The sequence below is a fragment of the Roseivirga seohaensis subsp. aquiponti genome, from assembly GCF_001267955.1.
GTDB lineage: Bacteria > Bacteroidota > Bacteroidia > Cytophagales > Cyclobacteriaceae > Roseivirga > Roseivirga seohaensis.
In genome coordinates this window covers 20,886-42,138 of the sequence record NZ_JSVA01000006.1, presented here as the reverse complement: position 1 = coordinate 42,138, position 21,253 = coordinate 20,886, and the positions used below count along the sequence as shown (strand labels likewise).

Sequence of the window (21,253 nt, the reverse complement as noted above, 5' to 3'; positions counted from 1 at the left end):
CGTTTTTGTAACTAGGATTGTCTCATGCTCAAATAGGTTGAAACGATTATACACCTTCAAGGAGGGAGTACTTCGGTGGTCATTATTGAGATTTGACTTCAAACACCTGAAATTAGCACTGGTCAATTCCCTTTTATTAAGAAGATTTAGGAAATGTTTTGTCAACCTATTTCAGGACGATACAACTAATCCGTAAAGTGGAAATAGATAGAGAAGTTGTGCGTGGTAATTTGGCCTATGCCATTCGAGTAGAAGTTGTTCGAAGGGTTAAGCACATTCGTCAAGCCTCTGGAGTAGCGTATTTCAGGTTCAAGCTTGAAGAACTCAAAATAATTTTCGAAGCCAAAGCCAATTTCAGCTTTCAAGTTTCCTTTCCTTATTTCCAACTTATCCACACCGCCCAAGTCTTCAGCCTTACCCGAACGCATGGAAGCACTTACACCTGCAATCACGTACACCCTAAGGTTGTCGCGTCTGATAGAGCGGTATTTAAGAAATAAGCCAGGCTCTATTCGGGTGCTTTCAATCAACTGTTCATCCACTGTGCCATCTGTCATATTGTATTGCACCATATGTTGGTACAAACCAATTTTTACCGGCACAAACCTTAGGGTAAATTGATCGGCAAGCCTAAAATTCACCATGAAACCCAAGTTAAACCCAGAGTTTTGTTTAGACACAATAGAGGTTACATTGTCGTAATCGGGGCCTTCAAAGGCATCGGAGTATTTTATTCCGTAGTAGTTCTGATGATAGCCCAAAAAGAAGCCATAATTTGCTTTTTTATCATCACTGCCAATCCTATTCAGCTTTATGGGTGCTTTTTGCCCCAATGCTAAATTGGCAATGAACAGTGCTAAAAAGAAAACTATTTTTGACCGATGTATATTGAGCTTATACCAAAAGTTAGTGGCTTGCATTCAGTTTTGTTAAATCCTACTTCCCCTAAAATATTCAAAAATCTTTCGCCATCAGGAAAAGCAGCTACTGATTCTGGCAAATACGTATAAGCCGACTGATCTTTAGACACTACTTTACCAATGACAGGTAAAATCGACTTAAAATAAAAATTATAGAGCTGCTTCATGGGGAAAGTTCTTGGTTGCGAAAACTCTACAATGACTACCTTCCCTCCTGGCTTCAATACGCGGTGCATATCGCTCAAACCTTTCTTTAAGTTCTCGAAATTCCTTACGCCAAAAGAAACGATGACGGCATCAAAGGTATTGTCTTCGAAGAGTAACTTCTCTGAATCGCCCATCTGCATATCAATGATATGATCGAGCCCCTTCTTCTTCATTTTCTGCTTACCTATTTCTAGCATTCCTGCAGAAATATCGACCCCTACTACCCTGTCTGGATTAAGGGCTAAAGCCTCAATAGCGAAATCACCTGTACCAGTGGCAATGTCTAAAATCTGCTTCGGCTGATGCGATTTTAGCATTCTAATGGCTTTTTTTCGCCAAAGAATATCTATGCCTAGGCTTAAAAAATGATTCAAGAAATCATACTTGTGGCTTATGTTGTTGAACATTTCAGCCACCTGTTCTTTTTTACTCGCTTGGTTCTCTTTGTAAGGTACAACCGCCATTTTTTCGAATTTGGGTGCAATAATACGAAGGAAACAGGGGGGATAAGAGTTTTGTTGCGATTAATTACAGTGAAAATTGTGAGTGATCGCAGATTTTTAGGAGTTGAAGGATTACGCGGATTAGATTGCTTTACCAATTCAATGAAATCATCAGCACTAACTTCAAGGCTAAGTTATGCTGTAAGCCTCGAAGCTTTGGGTTTTTTCAGTAATATAAAAAGTTCTGCTCCTGTTTGGTGCTTTCCCCAACAGACGACTGGAGCTCAATTCTTTTTTCATTAGCCTTCCTACCGCACCCACAGGGCTAAATCAAACTATCCAGAACTAGGGATGGGTTGCAGCCCATCCCTATCATATTACGACCCGTTGGTGCTTTCCCAACATGCCAGTCATGAATTGCCCTGAAAGGGCTATATATCAAAACGAAGGGTAAAGCCCTTCGAAACACCCAATCCCTATTCTTATACAGTCCTGAAAGGACAAAACAACCTTACCCACAAAAAAACGGAGGACAAAAGCCCTCCTCATAACTACCTGACATATTCAAAAGCCCCGAAAGGCTGAATATTAATTACTTCAATGTACTCTTATTATAGTACTCCATAGCCTTAGGCAAAGCAGCATTCAGCCTTTCAATCCTAGTTTCATGACTTGGGTGTGTAGAAAGAAACTCTGGTGGTGCTTGTCCACTACTTCCTGCCGACATTCTTTCCCAAAACTTGGGTGCTTCACTTGGGTCGTAACCCGCAATGGCCATAAATGTCAAGCCCAATTCATCGGCTTCTGATTCATGCGTTCTTGAAAATTTCAACAGTCCAATATCGGTACCAATACCTACTGCCTGAAATACCATTTGCTGAGCTAAAGTTGGATCCTGCCCTAGTGCCACCGCACCAATACTTAATCCCACTTGTTTAGCATAGTTCTGATTCATTCGCTCCTGACCGTGCTTAGCAACTGCATGCGCTACTTCGTGCCCCATAACTACAGCTACCCCTAGGTCATCTTTACAAATAGGAAGGATTCCTGTATAGAAAGCCACCTTTCCGCCTGGCATAGCCCAAGCATTTACTTGATCACTTTCAATCAGGTTAAACTCCCAATCAAAACCATCCAAAAGCCCTTCATAACCATTATTATTCATGTATTGCTCTACAGCTTTTTGAATTCTGGTCCCCACTCGTCTGATCATGGCTACTTGCTCTTGATTAGTCGATAATTGTACCGAATCAATCACTTGCTTGTAAGCATCAGCACTCATGGCAATCACTTCTTCACTACCTACCACTCCAGTAAGTTGTTTTCTACCTGTAATCGGCACAGTAGTACAACCAATTACTAAGGCTACTATAAAACTCAGTGCTATTAATTTTCTCATCACTAAAAATTCTCTTTTATTAAAAATCTATCTTCCTGAACAACAAGGTATACTGGCATATTCTTTCGTTACACAAAATTGATCATAAATGACAGGTTGTCAAATCAGATCGAAGTTTTAATTTTGTCCATTGTTACCTTTATAGTTATCCAACCCTAACTAAACTTATCCGAATGAAGATTGTTGCTATTGGCCGTAATTATGCAGAACATATTGCAGAATTAAACAATGAACGCCCCACAGAACCAGTAGTGTTTTTAAAGCCCGATACCGCTGTATTGAGAAATAATGCACCATTCTATCATCCCGATTTCTCAAATGATATTCATTACGAAGTAGAAATCCTTTTAAAAATAAGTAGGGAAGGAAAACACATTGAAAAGAAATTCGCCCACAAATACTATGATGAAATTGGCGTGGGAATTGACTTCACCGCCAGAGATGTTCAGCAACGCTGCAAAGAAAAAGGCTTACCTTGGGAAAAAGCCAAGGCCTTTAATGGCTCTGCCCCTATTTCTGAATTTGTAAGCAAAGACAAGTTTGATTTAAACAACTTGAATTTCAGTTTACAGCAAAATGGCGAAGTAAAGCAAAACGGAAATACCAATATGATGCTTTTCAGTTTTGACGACATCATTGAGCATATTTCGAAATACTTTACGTTGAAGAAGGGAGACATCATTTTTACTGGTACACCTGCGGGTGTTGGTAAAACGGTGATTGGCGATACACTTACTGCTTATATAGAGAATGAAAAAATGTTGGAAGTTGAGGTTAAGTAGACTCTTATTATTACCCATTTTATTTATTACGGTTTCGAGCTTTGCCCAATACAGCAAGATCGAAAAAGGCTATTATCAATTCCCCATTCAGCCAGAACGCACCAATTATTTGGCTGGAAATATGGGTGAATTGCGTTCCTCGCATTTTCACGCTGGGCTCGACATTAAAACCAATGGCGTAGAAGGGCTCAATGTTTATGCAGCTGCCGAAGGCTATGTAAGTCGTATTGCGGTATCTACCGGAGGCTATGGAAATGCTGTATACGTGGTTCACCCCAATGGCACCACAACGGTGTATGCCCACTTACAGCGATTTAATGATGAATTGGCCAAATACGTATTGGAAAGTCAGTACAAGCAAAAGTCATTTACTGTAAACCTATTTCCTGATCGCGGAAGATTTAAATTGAAGAAAGGAGAAGTATTGGGTTACTCAGGTAATTCTGGTTCATCTACAGGTCCACACCTTCATTTTGAAATTAGAGATGCCAATCAAGAGGTGCTCGATCCTCTTCGAATCGGCTTCACCGAAATCAAAGACAATATCGCCCCTATTGCTGAAAGAATTGCCTTGAAAACCATGAACATCAACTCAAGGGTAAATGGGCAATTCGGTAGGTTCGAATTCAACCTAGAAAAGCGAGGAAATGAATATGTGATTACCGACACCATTCGCACCGCAGGCAAAATTGGTTTCGAAATTTGGGCACACGACAAACTCGATGGCGCTGCTAATAAAAATGGTGTTCCGGAAATTGATGTGTATCAAAATCGAGAATTACTGTTCAGTCAGAGAATTGACTCTGTCAATTTTTCTTTACAATACAATATCAAGTCATTCACAAATTACCAAGCTGAGCAAGAAACAAGAAGGCGCTATAATAAGCTTTATATTGATGATGGTAATAGTTTGGGCTTTTACAACGACATGGAAGACCGTGGATTCTTTTATCCACAGCAAGACTCGATTTACCTTTTCCAAATTCTTTTGGCCGATGCCTATGGCAACCAACGTAGGGTGTCATTCAATGTAAAAGGAGAAAAGGCTGCTCCCACCGAGCTTACTCAAATTGACCGTAGAAATCATTCTTACTTATTAGACAATACGCTACAAATTCACAGAAAGCGTAAAGACGAACTCAACAACATTACTGTGTATACCCAACAAGGTTCACACATTCTAGAACCCGCCTATTCTGATAGCGAGGAAAACGTTTACTTGATAGATTTGAATAAAGGTCTGCCAAAAACTATAGATTTCGGAGACGATCAAGAGGAAATGGACTTTATAGATATGATTCCTTCAGAAAAGGAACACTCCTATCTTTCTGAATCTTTTTCTGCAGCCTTCGGCAAAAACACTCTGTTCGATACGCTTTACCTAAAAGCGAGGCACTACGTAAATGAAGAAAAGAAAATAGAAGTACTACAGATTGGTGATGAAATTTCTGCTTTACGAGGAATTGTTGAAATAGAGCTAGTTCCACTTTTGGAATACGATACACTTGAACAATATAAAGCTTATGCGCTAAGTAATTCGGGCAATGCAAGCTTTGTAGGTGGAAATTGGAACGAGGGTAAAATCAGGTTTGCCATTTCCTCCTTTGGTAACTTCACATTGATGAAAGATGTAATACCCCCTACAATTAAGCAACGCGCATCAAGCAACGGAATTCTCTACTTCAATATTGACGATGAACTTTCGGGCATTAAAGAATACGAGGCCACCATTAACGGAGAATGGCTTTTAATGAACTACGACTCCAAAAGAAAATTAATTTGGTCAGAAACTTTAGATAAGAGCAAACCATTAAAGGGAGATTTTGCTTTAACAGTTACAGATTACGCTGGAAACAAGAAAACCCTAACATTAAAACTTTAATTATGGCATTACAAGCAGGCGATAAAGCCCCAAATTTTGAAGGAATCGATCAGGACAGTAACCCAATTAAGCTTTCTGACTTTTCTGGAAAGAAATTAGTTCTGTTCTTCTACCCAAAAGACAACACCCCCGGCTGCACAGCAGAAGCATGCAACCTTAGAGATAATTATAATGCCCTTTTAGAGGCCGGATACGCAATTGTTGGGATTAGTTCGGATTCGGCAAAGAAGCATCAAAATTTTATTAATAAATTCGCACTTCCATTTCCGCTAATTGCCGATGAAGACAAAAGCATTCATGAGCAGTTTGGAACATGGGTAGAAAAATCGATGTATGGCAGAACTTATATGGGAACCGCCCGCACAACATTTATAATTGATGAAAACGGAGTGATTGAAGAGGTGATTGCGAAAGTAAAAACCAAAGACCACACCGCTCAGATATTGAAATAATTTTTAACCAATCATAAATACAGCGTGAATAAACCTAGTATTGAAACCCTAGAGAAAACAGCTTCTCAGGTAAGGCGTGATATTGTACGAATGGTACATGCCGTGAACTCTGGTCACCCAGGTGGTTCTTTAGGATGCACCGATTTCCTTACTGCTTTGTACTTCAACATTATGGACATCAAAAAGCCATTTGATCCAGATGGAAGAGACGAAGACATGTTCTTTTTATCGAACGGGCACATTTCTCCAGTTTGGTACAGCATTTTGGCCCGTAGCGGTTACTTCCCGGTATCCGAACTTGCCACTTTCAGAAAATTGGACTCTAGGCTTCAGGGCCACCCTGCTACTGAAGAAGGTTTACCCGGAATTCGAGTAGCGTCAGGTTCATTAGGCCAAGGCCTTTCTGTAGCCTGTGGAGCAGCCCAAGCTAAAAAACTGAACAAGGACGACAAGCGCGTGTATGTTTTGATGGGCGATGGAGAACTTGACGAAGGTCAGGTTTGGGAAGCAGCAATGTATGCAGCTCACCACAAAATTGATAATCTTATTGCTACTGTAGATTATAACGGTCAGCAAATTGACGGCCCTACTTCTGATGTAATGGACCTTAAGGACTTGAAAGCCAAATGGCAGGCCTTTGGTTGGGATGTGATTGAAAGCGATGGTAACGACATGAAGTCTGTGATCAACGCGATGACTTTGGCTAAATCACTTTCTGGTAAAGGAAAACCCGTAGTGAACCTTATGAAAACCGAAATGGGTGCTGGTGTAGACTTTATGATGGGGTCGCACAAATGGCACGGTGTAGCGCCAAACGATGAACAATTGGCTACCGCTTTGGCCCAGTTAGAAGAAACCCTTGGAGACTATTAATAAGCAGCAATGACGAAATTTACATATACAGATCAAAAAGATACGCGTTCTGGCTTCGGTGCTGGTTTATTGGAATTAGGACGTACCAACCCTGAAGTGGTGGCGCTTTGTGCCGACCTTGTGGGTTCTTTAAAAATGCAGGATTTCATCGATGAATTTCCTGAAAGATTTTTCCAAGTAGGTATTGCTGAAGCGAACATGATGGGTGTAGCAGCTGGTTTAACCATTGGCGGCAAAATTCCTTTTACAGGTACTTTCGCAAACTTCTCTACGGGTCGTGTTTACGATCAAATCCGTCAGTCGATTGCCTATTCTGGTAAAAACGTAAAGATTTGTGCTTCTCACGCAGGCTTAACTTTGGGTGAAGATGGCGCAACGCACCAGATTTTAGAAGACATCGGTTTGATGAAAATGTTACCGCACATGACGGTGATCAACCCATGTGATTACAACCAAACCAAAGCGGCTACCATTGCCATTGCTGAATTTGAAGGCCCTGTTTACTTGCGTTTTGGAAGACCAAAAGTGCCTGTATTTACACCTGCCGATCAGAAATTCGAAATTGGTAAAGCCCTTAAAATGATTGAAGGAAATGATGTAACCATCTTTGCTACGGGTCATTTAGTATGGGAAGCCATTGAAGCAGAAGCCGTTTTGGCCAAAGAAGGCATTAGCGTAGAAGTGATTAACATTCACACCATTAAGCCTTTGGATGTTCAAGCAATTATTGAATCAGCCAAGAAAACAGGATGTGTAGTAACTGCCGAAGAACACCAAATGAACGGTGGCTTGGGCGATAGCGTAGCACAGACTTTAGCGCTTAACCTCCCTACCCCATTAGAAATGGTAGCGGTGAATGATTCTTTCGGAGAAAGCGGAACACCAGAGCAACTGATGAAGAAATACGGTATTGATGCTGAAAACATCGTGAAAGCCGTTAAAAGAGTAATGAAGAGAAAGTAATTTCACTTCACACCCTAAAATACTGAAAGCCCGATTCGAGAGAATTGGGCTTTTTGTATTTAAGAGTAGATCTTTGTTAAAGTCAGAAGTTTTTGACAACTTTCTTATGTACCATAAAAAATATATAAGAACTTAACCCTTCCTTAATTATGGAAACATTATTATCCTACTTAGAGAGTAATTGGCCAAATATTTCATTCTACATAGTACTTATTATTTCAGTTATCCTATCATTCAAATGGGTTCTAAAAAATGTACTTGATGAATACAAAGCATTATTAAGGGAAACAAGAGAAAATAATAAGAACTCTATTGATGACACACACACTATTCTTAATCAGTATAAGGATTGGAACACACAAATAAATTCAGAAATAAGAGTACTTTATGATAGAATTGAGATTTTAAAAAAACAATTATCTGAAAGAGATTTAGTGATAGAAAACCTTCAAAGTACCACAAATAAAATGCAAACTGAGTTTGAACAGTATAACAATAAAATTAAAGAGTTTTTTTCTAGCGAACTTTCAAGAGAAGATTATTCGGATCTGAGGATAAACATCAAGGCTCTATTTTCAGAAAGAGATAGAATATTGGAAGATTTAGAACTAGTTTGGAAAACTTTATTGAGGTTTTCAGTCGTTGATGAACAAATTGAGAAAGAACTAGTTGGAGCCAAAACTCAAAGGGACAGTAGAATTAAAAAAGACATATAATTAGCATTAGAAGAATGGATTAAAGACAACTCTTAATCACTATTAAATACACCTTAAGATGTTTAAAAATACTAATGCATAATTTGTAATAATATTAAATAAATCTAATATTTCATTATGGCCTATTTAGACAATGATAACTTTGCATCAGAAGACAGGCGAAACCATGCATTTCAGGCTATTAACGCAGTAAGAGAGGCCGTAACACTTGCTAAAGGAACTTCCCTTCCAATAACATATGAAAGAGCATTTGATTTAATCGAGGATCTTGATCCAAAACTTTATGAATCGATTACTAAATTATTGACTAGTAAAAATGAGAGTGAAACTGTAAAATATTACAAGGAAATGGCTGAAATAAAGTCAACCCCAGAAAAAAAAATTGAACCAAATGATTTGATTCAAAAGGATATTGACTCACATGAGGAATTAATTGGAGATACCAGTTTTACTAACAATCGATTTATCGCAAAAAAGATTTTTGAACTAAGATCGGCAAGAGAATATTTTAAACCAAGACAAATAAGTGAGCATAAAGTCCTAAACCAAGACTTTTATTTACGATCTATTTCGAGCTTTGACGAGCCAATCTATAAAAATGACAACTATAAAGATTACAAAATTGGAAAAAATAAATTTTTAAGATTGAGGTTACTTCATCCTGACAAAGATGAAGAAGTTCTAGGGGTCGATTTAGTATATGAGCAATTTGATCTTCAAAGAGAACAAGTTCGATTTGTACATCTTCAATATAAAATGTGGAATGCTAATACTCTTTACTTTTCTCAATCAAAAAACTTATTACCTCAGCTTGATAAAATAGAATCCAACCTATGTAAATCTGGATATTGTAGAGGGCCAGAACATGGTAAACGAGATAAATATAGATTCCCCTATTGCTCTGGTTTTCTCAGGCCAACTTCTCGTATAGCTCAAGAAGATAGCAAATTAATTTCTACGGGTCTTCACGTTCCTATCTGCCTAGTAAGAGAAATCCAACAAGCAAATACCAAATTGACTAAGGATAATTGTGCTGAAAAGAGCTTAAGCAGTAAAATTTTTGAAGAACTATTTAACTCAAACCTTATAGGCTCTCGATGGATACCTATTTCAGAGTTAGACCAATTTTATGAACAGAAAGGCCTCAATTCATATAGTAATCGAATAAGAGTTCACGCCCAAGAAGTAGATGTGGAATATGATATTGATAAAAAAAGAGATGAAAGTTAGAAAATGAAATTTATAATTAAGCCCCCTTGTCGCGGGTTCTCCGATTTATCTGCCATTAGGTAGAACCTGTGACCAGCTATTAATCAAGGACGCTGTCCGGTTTAATTAGCGCAAATCCCCCACCTACCGCCCCCGAGGGTGGACATCCGTGCGAGTTTCAAGTTTTTGCTGTTTACCTGAATAGCAAACGGATCCTAAGACTCTATGAAACTTCGGGATCAGGATGACTGCAAGGCGAGGATTTCGGAGCGTCATTCTGATTACGAGGTACGAGGAAGAAAGAATCTGTCCGTCTTTAGCGCTGTCCCTCCGAACAAACAGACTCTCGCGGTTTCGCTTTTCAAGCTTCAACCTCAGAGTGACGGTTATTTATAGTCCCACTGCGCGAGTTCTACGATTTATCTGCCATTAGGCAGAACCTGTCCAACTATTCATCAAAGACGCTGTCCGTTTTCTTTTCATCGTGAACCTTAGAGCAAGGCGACTGACTTGTTTGTCCATAAAAATGTATTTCGCCCTTACAGGGCTAAAATTAATTTCCACTGAATTAGGAACGGGCTGCACCCATTCCTATGTTATTTCGCCCCGTTGGGGCTTTAGGTCATCAATCAGCCCATCAATATCCCTTGTAGTGAGTATTTCATTCCCATTGCCCTGAAAGGGCATAATATCATAACGAAGGGTTTCACCCTTCGGAAAAACGCTACAACAAACACTACTTGAGTCCTGAAAGGACAGGATAACGGTCATCTATAGGTTAGTCAGGCGCCAAATTACTCTGTCGCAGGTTCTCCGGTTTATCTGCCATTAGGCAGAAGTGCGAGTTTCAAGTTTTTGCTGTTTACCTGAATAGCAAACAAATCCTGAAACTTCCGAGACTTCAGAATCAGGATGACTGCAAGGCGAGGATTTCGGAGCGTCATTCTGATGACGAGGTACGAGGAAGAAAGAATCTGTCCTTCTCTAGCGCTGTCCCTCCGAACAAGCAGGCAGACTCTCGCGGTTTCGCTTTTCAAGCTTCAACCTCAGAGTGACGGTAAGCTGTAAGTTCTCCATAAATAAAAAACACCGCATTTGATCTATTAGTATCAAGTGCGGTGCTCTAAACAAATAAACTACTCTAGTATCTTAAGCTACTTTTTCCATCATTTTCAGCTTAACTACTGTTGCGTCAATACTGGCTTTGTGGCTTCTTAGCATGTTAGTTACACTTGGCGGAAGCGAAAGATCACTTTCTAAAATGTCTTTATAGTCTTCACTAGCCGTTTCTTCTCCGCGAATACACTCCTGCAAAACTTTTTCTGCGTTATTAGAGGCTATTGAAGATTTCAAATCCATCCATGCCCTGTGTAAAGCTGCTTTAAAGCTACTCTCAGTTACTGGCTCTCCACCTAAAGCCGTTATTTCAGAAGCCAATTCTCCAGCAAACCTAGTTCTTTCCATTACTTGGTTTTTAAAGAAGTTTTTCAATTGGGCATCGTTCATGTCATCAATAGCGTTTTCATACCCTTGAATCGCATCATATGAACGTCTTAAAACATCATTTAATTTGTCGACTAATTTTTCTGTATAATTCATGTTTCTATATTTTAATTAAAAGTTACCTAGCCTTTTGAAAGAACTATGCCAGTTCTATAAAGGCCTCTCAATTAAGTCTATATGTGATTTTGATCAACATATCAATAAAAAACAGTAGAGTGAATTCCACACTAGTGGTGAAAGAAGCTACAGGTTAAAAAGTCCAATATATTTGCCATCCAAATTCAATTATGTACTTCCCAAATACTTCCTTTAAAATCAGTCTGGTTGCCACGGAATGTGATGACTACCCTTTAAATAAAAAAGGTTAAAATTTGAGGGATAGCATGGCTACAGAAATAATTTTGTAAAAAGTATTTTTATCTTCATTACACCTAATCAAAAATACCATTAACCATCACCTATTATGAAAGTCAGAACCTTATTAGTATTGTTAATATGTGTGTTATCGCATTCTGTTTACGGACAATGCGAATCTATAACAGTAAAAAGTGTTTCAACCTACACACCATTCTCCTTGGATTCACTGTATGAAGCTGATGGATTGCGAAATGGTGATGATTATGATGGTGCCACTTTGTACTTCCCAACCAATAGCGAAGCGAATTTAAAAAGTATCGTATTGGTACCTGGCTACAAAGCCACACAAAGGTCTGTAAGCTTATGGGCAAGGTACCTTGCCGAACGTGGTTATGTTACTATGACAATTGGCACAAACGCTCTAACCGACAGCCCCGCATTAAGGGCCAAAGCACTTGTAGATGGTATGGAAACCATTCGACAAGAAAATAATAGAACGGATTCGCCCTTATTCCATAAGCTAGACACTAAAAACATCGCTGTGGGCGGCTGGTCTATGGGAGGCGGTGGCGCACAATTAGCCGCAGCGCTCGATAAAAGAGTGAAAGCCGTGATTGCGATAACACCCTGGTTATACCCTAAAACACTTGTGGAAACGGATTTAAACCATACCGCACCAGTATTGATCTTAAGCGGACAAGTTGACCCTACAGCCCCTCCAGCAAGTCATTCGAATGTGCATTATGACTACACTCCTTCAAACACTAAAAAAATGCTTTTTGAAATTACAGAAGGAAATCATTCTACTCCGCTTTATCCAAACACAGGAAACGGAGATTTAGGTAATGTAGCCTACGCTTGGCTCGAACTGTTTGTACGTGGAAACGGCTGTTATAGTCAATTACTAAGTACCAATGCACTTAATCAAAACTCAACGGCTTCAAAACATCAAAGTAATTTAAATTGAATTCAAAAAAGGATAAAAACGGTCGCCCAATATTGAGACTTAAATTGTCGGGTTTAGATGTTGCCATGGAGCTTTTTGGCTGGCTGATCTTGATTGGACTTTGGGTTTTAGTATTCATTAATTTTCAGGATTTACCTGAAACCATACCCATTCACTTTAATGCAGCTGGAAAAGCAGATGGCTTTGGAAACAAATGGAACATGTTAACATTACCAATCGTTGCTTCGGTGCTGTATATTGGCATGACGATTCTGAACAAATATCCTCATGTTTTTAACTATCCTACTGAAGTATTAACTGAAGAAAATGCCCTAAAAAACTATACAATGGCTACCCGATTATTACGTGTGTTGAAGTTAGTGTTAGTGATAATCTTTAGCCTGATTGTATTTAGAACTATACAGAATATTAACGGAACGGCTGAAGGCTTAGGGGTTTGGTTCTTACCTTTAACATTAGGAATGATCTTTATTCCAATGACCTACTACATCATAAAATCCATAAAGCTGGGTAAAACGAAGACTAAGTAAGCGACTACCACTCCGAACAGACAGACTCTCACGATTTCCCTTTTCAATATTCAAACTTAGAGTGATGGTAAATTGCTAAGGTTAGTTATTTGCATTGCGATTTTTAAAATCAGGGTTTTGCTCGTATTTTGACACTATGACCAGAGAAGAAGCACGAAACATTCTAGAATCCATGACCAAAGGGGAAAGTCTATTACGTCACGCCAGAAGTGTAGAATTGGTAATGGAAGCTTACGGAAAGCATTTTGGAGAAGATTCTGAGGAATGGGCTATAACAGGCATGCTCCATGATGCCGATTATGAGGCTTATCCCGAAGAACATCCTAATCGAATTGTAAATATGCTCAGAGAAATGGGGGAAGAGAAAATCGCTCATGCCATTTCTGCCCACTACACCAAATGGGGCGTTGAATATGAAACCAAACTGGACAAAGCCTTACTCGCCTGCGATGAATTGACAGGCTTTACCATTGCCTGTTGCCAAGTTCGACCAGAAAGCATTGAGGGTTTAACAGCTAAATCAGTAAAGAAAAAGCTCAAGCAGAAAAGCTTTGCGGCCAAAGTAGAGCGCGATGAAATAGAAAAAGGAGTTGAACTCTTAGGTGTTGACCTCACCGAACACATTGAATTCATTATTAAAGTGTTGGAAGAAAACAGAAAAGAGTTGAATATTTGATGAAAAAGCTAGTTGTACTTTCAGGGGCAGGCATAAGTGCCGAAAGTGGTTTAAAAACCTTTCGCGATGCAGACGGACTTTGGGAAGGCCATTCCGTAACCGAAGTAGCCACACCCGAAGCTTGGCGCAAAAATCCGGAATTGGTATTGGAGTTTTACAACCAACGCAGAAAGCAAGCCTTAGAGACTAAACCCAACAGGGCACATGAAATTCTGAAAGAATTAGAAGCTCATTTCGAGGTAAGTATCATTACCCAAAACGTAGACAATTTCCATGAACAAGCTGGTTCAAGCCAAGTAATTCACCTACACGGTCAGCTTTTTCAGAGTCGTAGTGAAAAGAATGACTCATTAATTTATGAGATGGACCATTGGGAGTTAAAGCTGGGAGATCTTTGCGAGAAAGGTCATCAACTTCGCCCCAACATTGTTTGGTTTGGAGAAGCCGTACCCATGATGGACGTAGCAGCCGAAATCACAGAGCAAGCTGATATTCTAGTGATTGTAGGCACTTCTCTTGTGGTGTATCCTGCTGCCAGTTTGGTGCATTATGTAGGTAATCATGCGCCTGTGTTTATTGTAGACCCACATCAACCAGAAATTAGCCGTAGATCAAACCGTCATTTTATTCAGGAAAAGGCAACTACTGGAATGGCATTGCTCAAAGAAATTTTGCTGAAAGATTACGTTTAATTTAATGATCCCTGAAGCCTATAAACCACAGCTGCAAAACCTTCCCCTTTGGGGAAGGCATGGATGGGGCTTAAGAAATCTTACTGACAGATTACACTTGAATTTTGAGAAAAGAAAAAAAACTTCCACATTTGCGTCATCATGAAGTTATGAGAATTGTGTTTACCATAGTAGCCGTCCGTGCACTGGTCGCAGAAGCGAGCAAGTAAAATAGCTCGTCCCCCTATTACTCATATTTTTACATTTATTTTTCAAGACAACAATGACAGATTTTTCAAAATCTTCTATCAAGAAGTTTATACGCTATTTTAAAATAGCCATTACCGGTAAAGAAGAAGACTTCACTACTGGTAGCATTCGCAAAGCCATCTTTATGCTTTCCATCCCAATGATTTTGGAAATGCTGATGGAATCTACTTTTGCTTTGGTCGACATGATTTTCGTGTCTCAGGTAAGCACCAATGCCATTGCCACAGTGGTACTCACAGAATCCGTAATCACCTTGGTATACGCCTTAGCGATTGGCTTGAGTATGGCCGCCACCGCTGTTGTAGCGCGTAGAACTGGCGAAAAGGACATGGAAGGTGCTTCTAAAACAGCAGTGCAAGCCATACTTCTCGGTACAATTATCGCTACAGTGATTGGCGTTTTCGGTATCATTTATCCCAAGGAGATTCTTGGTTTAATGGGTGGAGAACCCGATTTAATCGAAGAAGGCTATCGCTATACCCAAATTATGATTGGGGGAAATATTACGGTAGTACTCCTATTCTTAATCAATGCAGTTTTTCGTGGGGCGGGCAATGCCTCTATCGCTATGTGGACCTTAGTGCTTTCCAACGGCATCAACATTATCCTTGACCCGATGTTCATTTTCGGCTTTGGCCCTATTCCAGCTTATGGCGTGGAAGGTGCAGCCATTGCCACCAATATCGGCCGTGGAGTGGCGGTAATCGGCCAGCTTGTGGTGCTCTTTATGGGAGGAAGTCGGATTAAAGTTGGGCTTAAGGATTTAGTATTCAGAGGCAAAATCATGTGGGGATTAATCAAGGTTTCTTTAGGAGGCATTGGTCAGTTCATTATTGGAACTTCTTCTTGGGTAATTCTCACCAGAATTATTTCTGAATTTGGCAGCGATGTATTGGCGGGTTATGGTATTTCCATTCGCGTAATGATGTTTACCATGATGCCCGCTTGGGGAATGAGCAATGCTGCAGCAACCTTGGTTGGCCAAAATTTGGGTGCAGGCCAACCTGATAGAGCCGAGAAATCGGTATGGACAACGGCTAAATACAATGCCATTTTTATGGTGAGTATTTCTGTAATCTACCTACTCTTTGCCAAAACCATTGTGAGTTGGTTTAAAGGTGATATTGCCGTTGTTGAAGCCGGAGCCTTGAGTTTACAGGTTATTGCTGCTGGTTACGTCTTCTACGCCTATGGAATGGTATTGACCCAGTCTTTCAATGGAGCAGGAAACACCAAAGTACCAACGGTAATTAACTTCTTCTGCTTTTGGCTGTTCCAAATTCCAGTAGCTTATGTTGCGGCCTTAATCCTCGGTTGGGGGCCATTGGGCGTTTATTTGGCCATTACGCTTTCCGAAACCTTAATTGCTGCGGTGTCGTGGTATTGGTTCAAAAAAGGAAAATGGAAAACTTTCAAGGTTTAGCCTACTTCAAATTTTAAGGAGCGCCTTATGTTGAATTTTCAGCATAAGGCGTTTTTTTAATACCCATTTTAAACCAATTTACAAATCACTTACATTTGAGTTTCGTCATAATATTTGAAGCAATGAAAAAGCCAACTTTATTATTCACCCTATTCATTTTCTTCTGCCTTTCTTGCGGAAAACCCAGTGAATCTGATGTAGAAATGAATTCAATTTCCGAAGCCTATGTAAAGCTGGTATTAGAAATTGGCCAATACGATTTAGACTTTGTGGACGCTTATTATGGCCCTGAAGAATGGAAACCAAAAGGCGAAAAACTAGCGGTATTTCCTTCCACAGATTTTAGAGAAAGAGCTTTCTTGCTACTCATGCAGCTAGAATTAGTGAATAGTGACGGATTTACCGAGCTTGAGCAGTCACGCTTAAATATGATGAAAAAGCAGTTGACAGCTGTGAAAACCAAAGTGGAGATGATGGCTGGAAAATCGTTCACTTTCGATGAAGAAGCAAAACTATTATACGATGCCGAACCGCCTCATTATGACTTAGCACACTTCGATAGTTTATTAAGCGATCTTGATCATGCGCTTAGCGGAGAAGGCTCTATTTCAGAGCGGTATGCAGCTTATGCGAGTCAGTTTGTGATCCCTAAAGATAAATTAGACGCTGTGTTCAGGGCCGCCATTACCGAAGCCCGAAAGCGCACCGATTTGCATTTCAACCTACCCGAAAACGAAAACTTTGCTTTAGAATATGTGAACGATAAATCTTGGTCGGGTTACAATTACTATCAGGGCAACAGCCAAAGTTTAATTCAGCTCAACACCGATTTTCCCATTTATATTGAAAGGGCCATCGATTTGGCTTGCCATGAAGGTTACCCTGGGCATCATGTTTTTAATGCTTTGCTAGAGCAAAACTTAGTGAATGGAAAAGGCTGGAAAGAGTTTTCGGTGTATCCGCTTTTCTCTCCTCAGTCGCTTATTGCGGAAGGAAGTGCCAACTACGGCATTAACGTGGCTTTTCCGGGTGCAGAAAGAATCAAGTTTGAGAAGGAAGTGCTTTTTCCTTTGGCTGGAATTGACCCGAACAAGGCAGAGCAATATTATGAAATTCAAGAGTTGCGTGCCAAGCTAGACTATGCCGGAAACGAAGCGGCTAGAAAGTACTTGAACAAAGAAATCAGTAGAGAAGAAGCCGCCAAATGGCTAGAGAAATATTTGCTCTACGAACCTGACCGTGCTTTGCAACGCACCCGCTTTTTCGATCAGTACAGAAGCTATGTAATCAATTATAACCTCGGCAGAGATTTGGTCGCGAATTATATTGAAAAACAAGGCGGTACGGCAGACCAGCCTGAAAAGCGCTGGGAAGTCTTTAAGGTTTTATTGAGCAATCCGCACACTGCAAGTGGGTTGAAATGAAACTTCTCAAGTATAAGATATCGATTCTATTCATTTTAGGATGTTCTCCCATACCCTTGCTAGCGCAAGATTTTGTTTGGGACACTACTTATATGGTTTCAGGGAACAGACTTGAGTTTAATGAAGAACACTATAGTCCTACGCACTCATTTCTGAAATTCTCTAAGAATGGAAATGTTATTTTCCTTGACTCCATGGATTATACTGGTCCTAGTGGTGGTAGAGAATTCGTTGATTTTAATCAAGATGGATATATAGACTTAAAAATAACGTGGATAAGTCAAGTTGCATACAGTCGCTTATACTTGTATGATCCTGAATCTCATAATTTCAGATTTGTTGATGATCTCAAGCCTTATCTATTATCATCTATTTTTGAGAGTGACAAGAGCTACTATTATTCGTATAGTAGAGCTGGATGTGCAGATAATTACTGGATAAGCCATCTTTTCAGAATTGATAATTTTAAAACTGTTAGGGTAGCTACCATTTATGGGGAAGGTTGTTCGGAGAACGATAAAGATTGGCAAATCAGAATAGTTAAATATTTACCTGACAATAGTTCCACGGAAATAGACACTCTCCCCTATTCTATCATTGATACCTACAAGGACAACAAATGGGGTTTTATCGAAGATTATTGGAATAGGAATGTCAATAAATTCAAAAATTGACTTGAAGACAATAATGAACTCCCGCCAAAAACTTCTAGCTATTGGTTCACCCATTAAAACCAAATTAAAAGGTAGCACTAGTTATTATGTGAAAGAGATTCAAAGCCATGATGAGGCCTTGTTACCAAATGATATTCTAAAAAGGAAAGCCGTTTTTGAAATGTATACCAAAGGGATACTGATGCATACTTTTTACGTTTCAAATTCTATTGCAATTCCAATTCCTTTCGAAGAAATTAAATCAATTCACTTGATTAGAGGAGAAGAGCAAATAACACCAATCCCATTTTCTCTTATGTGGATTTTACTCAAGTTTAAAGTCAGAATTCAAATTGCTCGATGTTTTAGACTCAGGTATTCGGAGTATTATATTGCTGAAACTGAGCTCAAAATTGAAACTTCATCTTTCTCTGCATTATTAACTTCTGGTGGCTATACCTTTGAAGGGCAAGAGAAATTCTTCAACAAAATAAAGTCAAACATAAACCTAACTATTAATAAGTAATCACTTATTACTGATCTTTCTATTTTTATCCAAACCAGCTTCGGCCACAGTTACTAATAAGGCCAATTTAATAGCATCAGCGCCATTTTTGTTTAACCACCATTCTGTCAATGAATGTCCGTCTGATCCTACACCGCCACGTCCTAAGGTAACTGCTGGAATGCCCAACGATATAGGAATATTAGAGTTAGTAGAACCTCTGGTCAATGAAGGTTCTTCACCAAAGAACTGAGTAGCGGCCATGGAACGCTGCACCAAAGCTAGGCTTGTCGGCAGTTCGCCACTGGGCCTATCTCCTATTTGCTCAAGCTCTAAAGTGAGCTTCTCGCCTTTAATGCCGCTGTTGTTGTAATCTACCAATGCACGGTTCATGGCGTCTTTAAAAATCTTATCAATTTGATTTAAACGATCTGGGCTTACTGAACGCATATCTACTTCCATCCATGATTCAAAAGGAATAGAATTCACAGAAGTTCCTCCGCCCATCCGCCCCACATTAAAGCTAGTTCTTGGCCCCTCTGCTGTGAATTTAGAAGCTTCTTGAACGAAGTAATCAATCGCTTTTCCAATGGCATGATGGGGATTCCCCAAACCAAAAGCACCCCAAGAGTGACCACCTGGCCCTTTAAAAATGGCCTTGTACCTTTTAGACCCCAACGCTTGATTATTGACACGACCAATAGCACCTCCATCAATCGAAATCCAAGCGTCAATTTTAACTTCGCCCGACTCGAATAAGTGACGAACACCTCTTAAATCGCCCAAGCCTTCTTCGCCCACAGTGCCTACAAAAAGCAAGTCGGCTTCAGTTTGAATTTCGGCCTTATTCAAAGCCCTTAAGGTGGTTAGCACTACCACCAAACCTCGGGTATCGTCTCCGATTCCGGGTGCGTACATAGTATCGCCTTTGTATTTTACTTTTACATCAGTTCCCTCAGGAAAAACGGTATCTAAATGTGCATCTAAAGCGACAGTTCTACCACCTTTCGTACCCTTCTTTAAGGCCAATACATTTCCCACTTCGTCAATCCATACCCGATCAGCACCGGCTTCTTCCAGCATTTCTTTATACTTTAAGGCCCGTTTGGTTTCCTTAAACGGAGGCGCTTCAATTTCTGTAAGTAACACCAAATCACTTTGAGATTGAGGCTCAAGCTCATCTATCACTTGGAAAGCCTTTTCAAGCTGTTTCTCCAAAGTAAGGTTCTTAATTTCTTTGGTATAGGCCTTGTCAATCTCAGCCTTTTGGGCAAAAAGGTTAATGCTTAAGAAAGTCAGGAAAAGTATGGCGGTAAATCTCTTCATCATTTAGGTCTTTATTCGGAATGAAGATAGCGTTTAAATTTGAGTTGATTAAAGGCTTTCTGATGAACGTTTTATGTTCTTCACCATAAAACACCTCTTGTCTCGCCTTAAACTTTCAGCTATATTCAACAGTCAATCAATAAGTTAAACCCACCAAATCTATACTCACATGAAAAAGCTAACCAAAGAAGAAGTCAATCCGGAAATTTTTGATCTGTATGATGATTATGCCCATAGTAAAATTGACCGAAGGGCTTTTATGGAAAGGCTTTCCATTTATGCGGTTGGTGGAATAACCGTTGGTTCTCTTATGAGCTTTATGATGCCCAATTATAAAGACACCATGCTAGTAGCCCCAGACGATGAAAGAATTAGTTCAGATTATATCAATTATGAATCGCCAAAAGGTGGAGGCACCATCAAAGGTTTGTTATCTAAACCCAACAATTCGAGCGGTAAACTACCGGGGATAGTTGTGGTGCATGAAAACCGTGGGTTAAACCCTTATATCGAAGATGTAGGACGCAGAGCTGCTGTAGATGGTTTTATCACTTTAGCACCCGATGCACTCACTCCGCTGGGTGGCTACCCCGGCAATGACGATGAGGGAAGGACAATGCAAAGCAAGCGCGATAGAAACGAGATGCTAGAGGATTTCATTGCTGCTTATGAGTATTTACGCAATCACCCCGATTGTAATGGTAAAATAGGCGTGGTTGGTTTCTGTTTTGGTGGTTGGATTGCCAATATGATGGCAGTGAAAGTCCCTACTTTAGGCGCAGCAGTTCCTTTCTATGGTGGTCAGCCTTCAGCAGAAGATGCTGCCAAAGTTGAGGCTCCTTTGATGTTACAATATGCTGGTTTAGATACCCGAGTGAATGCGGGATGGCCTGCTTACGAGGAAGTACTAAAGGCCAATAATGTGAAGTATGAAGCCTTTATTTACCCTGATGTAAACCATGGTTTCCACAACAACACCACTCCTCGTTATGATGAAGCTGCTGCTACTTTAGCCTGGTCAAGAACCATCAAGTTCTTTAAGGATAATTTGGTTTAACTCGTATTTATTTAGTCTAAAATAAAAATCACTCTACCTATTAGC

At 39.8% G+C, this 21,253-nt stretch carries 21 protein-coding genes; 16 read left to right on the top strand and 5 right to left on the bottom strand.

Annotated elements, in window-relative coordinates; all coding sequences use genetic code 11:
* Positions 1-185: 185 nt before the first annotated feature.
* The 3 genes from porT to OB69_RS04950 all read right to left on the bottom strand — a co-directional run bounded on the left by porT (position 186) and on the right by OB69_RS04950 (position 2,969).
* On the bottom strand, positions 186-920 hold the full coding sequence (gene porT, locus OB69_RS04960) for a type IX secretion/gliding motility protein PorT/SprT (protein WP_053222600.1): 735 nt from the start codon (positions 918-920) through the stop codon (positions 186-188).
* Positions 869-1,591: a bifunctional demethylmenaquinone methyltransferase/2-methoxy-6-polyprenyl-1,4-benzoquinol methylase UbiE gene (ubiE, locus tag OB69_RS04955; RefSeq protein WP_053222599.1), complete on the bottom strand. Its 723-nt coding sequence runs from the start codon at positions 1,589-1,591 to the stop codon at positions 869-871. The genes porT and ubiE overlap by 52 nt, the downstream gene beginning before the upstream one ends.
* 571 nt (positions 1,592-2,162) lie before the next feature.
* The gene (locus tag OB69_RS04950) at positions 2,163-2,969 is read right to left on the bottom strand and encodes a M48 family metallopeptidase (RefSeq protein WP_053222598.1); all 807 of its coding nucleotides are present in this window, start codon (positions 2,967-2,969) and stop codon (positions 2,163-2,165) included.
* Positions 2,970-3,142: 173 nt separating this feature from the next.
* Between OB69_RS04950 and OB69_RS04945 the strand changes: the two genes are divergently transcribed.
* The 7 genes from OB69_RS04945 (at position 3,143) to OB69_RS04915 (ending at position 9,867) form a co-directional block, all read left to right on the top strand.
* On the top strand, positions 3,143-3,751 hold the full coding sequence (locus tag OB69_RS04945; protein WP_053222597.1) for a fumarylacetoacetate hydrolase family protein: 609 nt from the start codon (positions 3,143-3,145) through the stop codon (positions 3,749-3,751).
* Complete coding sequence (locus OB69_RS04940) at positions 3,738-5,633, top strand: M23 family metallopeptidase (RefSeq protein ID WP_185096864.1); 1,896 nt, start codon at positions 3,738-3,740, stop codon at positions 5,631-5,633. Before OB69_RS04945 ends, OB69_RS04940 begins: the two co-directional genes overlap by 14 nt.
* A 2-nt stretch (positions 5,634-5,635) precedes the next feature.
* A complete protein-coding gene (gene bcp, locus OB69_RS04935) occupies positions 5,636-6,085 on the top strand; it encodes a thioredoxin-dependent thiol peroxidase (RefSeq protein ID WP_053222595.1) in 450 nt (149 codons plus the stop codon).
* A gap of 24 nt (positions 6,086-6,109) precedes the next feature.
* A complete protein-coding gene (locus tag OB69_RS04930) occupies positions 6,110-6,958 on the top strand; it encodes a transketolase (RefSeq protein WP_053222594.1) in 849 nt (282 codons plus the stop codon).
* A gap of 9 nt (positions 6,959-6,967) precedes the next feature.
* Positions 6,968-7,921 (top strand): transketolase family protein, encoded by a 954-nt coding sequence (locus tag OB69_RS04925; RefSeq protein WP_053222593.1) that lies wholly within the window; start codon positions 6,968-6,970, stop codon positions 7,919-7,921.
* A gap of 149 nt (positions 7,922-8,070) precedes the next feature.
* A complete protein-coding gene (locus OB69_RS04920) occupies positions 8,071-8,637 on the top strand; it encodes a hypothetical protein (RefSeq protein WP_053222592.1) in 567 nt (188 codons plus the stop codon).
* A 117-nt stretch (positions 8,638-8,754) separates the two neighbouring features.
* Positions 8,755-9,867, top strand: a complete 1,113-nt coding sequence (locus tag OB69_RS04915; RefSeq protein WP_053222591.1) for a hypothetical protein — start codon at positions 8,755-8,757, stop codon at positions 9,865-9,867.
* 1,128 nt (positions 9,868-10,995) lie between these two features.
* Here the strand turns inward: OB69_RS04915 and OB69_RS04905 are convergent.
* Positions 10,996-11,445, bottom strand: a complete 450-nt coding sequence (locus OB69_RS04905; RefSeq protein ID WP_053222589.1) for a ferritin-like domain-containing protein — start codon at positions 11,443-11,445, stop codon at positions 10,996-10,998.
* A 367-nt stretch (positions 11,446-11,812) separates the two neighbouring features.
* Here OB69_RS04905 and OB69_RS04900 point away from each other — a divergent pair, with 367 nt between their 5' ends.
* The 8 genes from OB69_RS04900 to OB69_RS04865 all read left to right on the top strand — a co-directional run bounded on the left by OB69_RS04900 (position 11,813) and on the right by OB69_RS04865 (position 18,846).
* The gene (locus tag OB69_RS04900) at positions 11,813-12,673 is read left to right on the top strand and encodes a poly(ethylene terephthalate) hydrolase family protein (protein ID WP_053222588.1); all 861 of its coding nucleotides are present in this window, start codon (positions 11,813-11,815) and stop codon (positions 12,671-12,673) included.
* Positions 12,670-13,203 carry a DUF1648 domain-containing protein gene (locus tag OB69_RS04895; RefSeq protein WP_245620782.1) on the top strand — a complete coding sequence of 178 codons (534 nt, stop codon included), beginning with the start codon at positions 12,670-12,672 and terminating at the stop codon, positions 13,201-13,203. Before OB69_RS04900 ends, OB69_RS04895 begins: the two co-directional genes overlap by 4 nt.
* 136 nt (positions 13,204-13,339) lie before the next feature.
* Positions 13,340-13,879 carry an HD domain-containing protein gene (locus OB69_RS04890; protein ID WP_053222587.1) on the top strand — a complete coding sequence of 180 codons (540 nt, stop codon included), beginning with the start codon at positions 13,340-13,342 and terminating at the stop codon, positions 13,877-13,879.
* Positions 13,879-14,571 carry an SIR2 family NAD-dependent protein deacylase gene (locus OB69_RS04885; RefSeq protein WP_053222586.1) on the top strand — a complete coding sequence of 231 codons (693 nt, stop codon included), beginning with the start codon at positions 13,879-13,881 and terminating at the stop codon, positions 14,569-14,571. Before OB69_RS04890 ends, OB69_RS04885 begins: the two co-directional genes overlap by 1 nt.
* Before the next feature lie 262 nt (positions 14,572-14,833).
* Positions 14,834-16,243 (top strand): MATE family efflux transporter, encoded by a 1,410-nt coding sequence (locus OB69_RS04880; RefSeq protein ID WP_053222585.1) that lies wholly within the window; start codon positions 14,834-14,836, stop codon positions 16,241-16,243.
* Between the two features lie 122 nt (positions 16,244-16,365).
* Positions 16,366-17,667 (top strand): hypothetical protein, encoded by a 1,302-nt coding sequence (locus OB69_RS04875; RefSeq protein WP_053222584.1) that lies wholly within the window; start codon positions 16,366-16,368, stop codon positions 17,665-17,667.
* Complete coding sequence (locus OB69_RS04870) at positions 17,664-18,341, top strand: XAC2610-related protein (RefSeq protein ID WP_053222583.1); 678 nt, start codon at positions 17,664-17,666, stop codon at positions 18,339-18,341. Before OB69_RS04875 ends, OB69_RS04870 begins: the two co-directional genes overlap by 4 nt.
* Before the next feature lie 13 nt (positions 18,342-18,354).
* On the top strand, positions 18,355-18,846 hold the full coding sequence (locus OB69_RS04865; RefSeq protein WP_157608491.1) for a hypothetical protein: 492 nt from the start codon (positions 18,355-18,357) through the stop codon (positions 18,844-18,846).
* On the opposite strand, the gene OB69_RS04860 is transcribed toward OB69_RS04865, so the two are convergent.
* Positions 18,847-20,154 (bottom strand): M20/M25/M40 family metallo-hydrolase, encoded by a 1,308-nt coding sequence (locus tag OB69_RS04860; protein ID WP_245620781.1) that lies wholly within the window; start codon positions 20,152-20,154, stop codon positions 18,847-18,849. It abuts the gene before it with no gap.
* A 166-nt stretch (positions 20,155-20,320) separates the two neighbouring features.
* Between OB69_RS04860 and OB69_RS04855 the strand changes: the two genes are divergently transcribed.
* Entirely contained in the window at positions 20,321-21,208 is an 888-nt protein-coding gene (locus OB69_RS04855; protein WP_053222581.1) for a dienelactone hydrolase family protein, read from the top strand.
* The last annotated feature ends 45 nt before the right edge of the window (positions 21,209-21,253 follow it).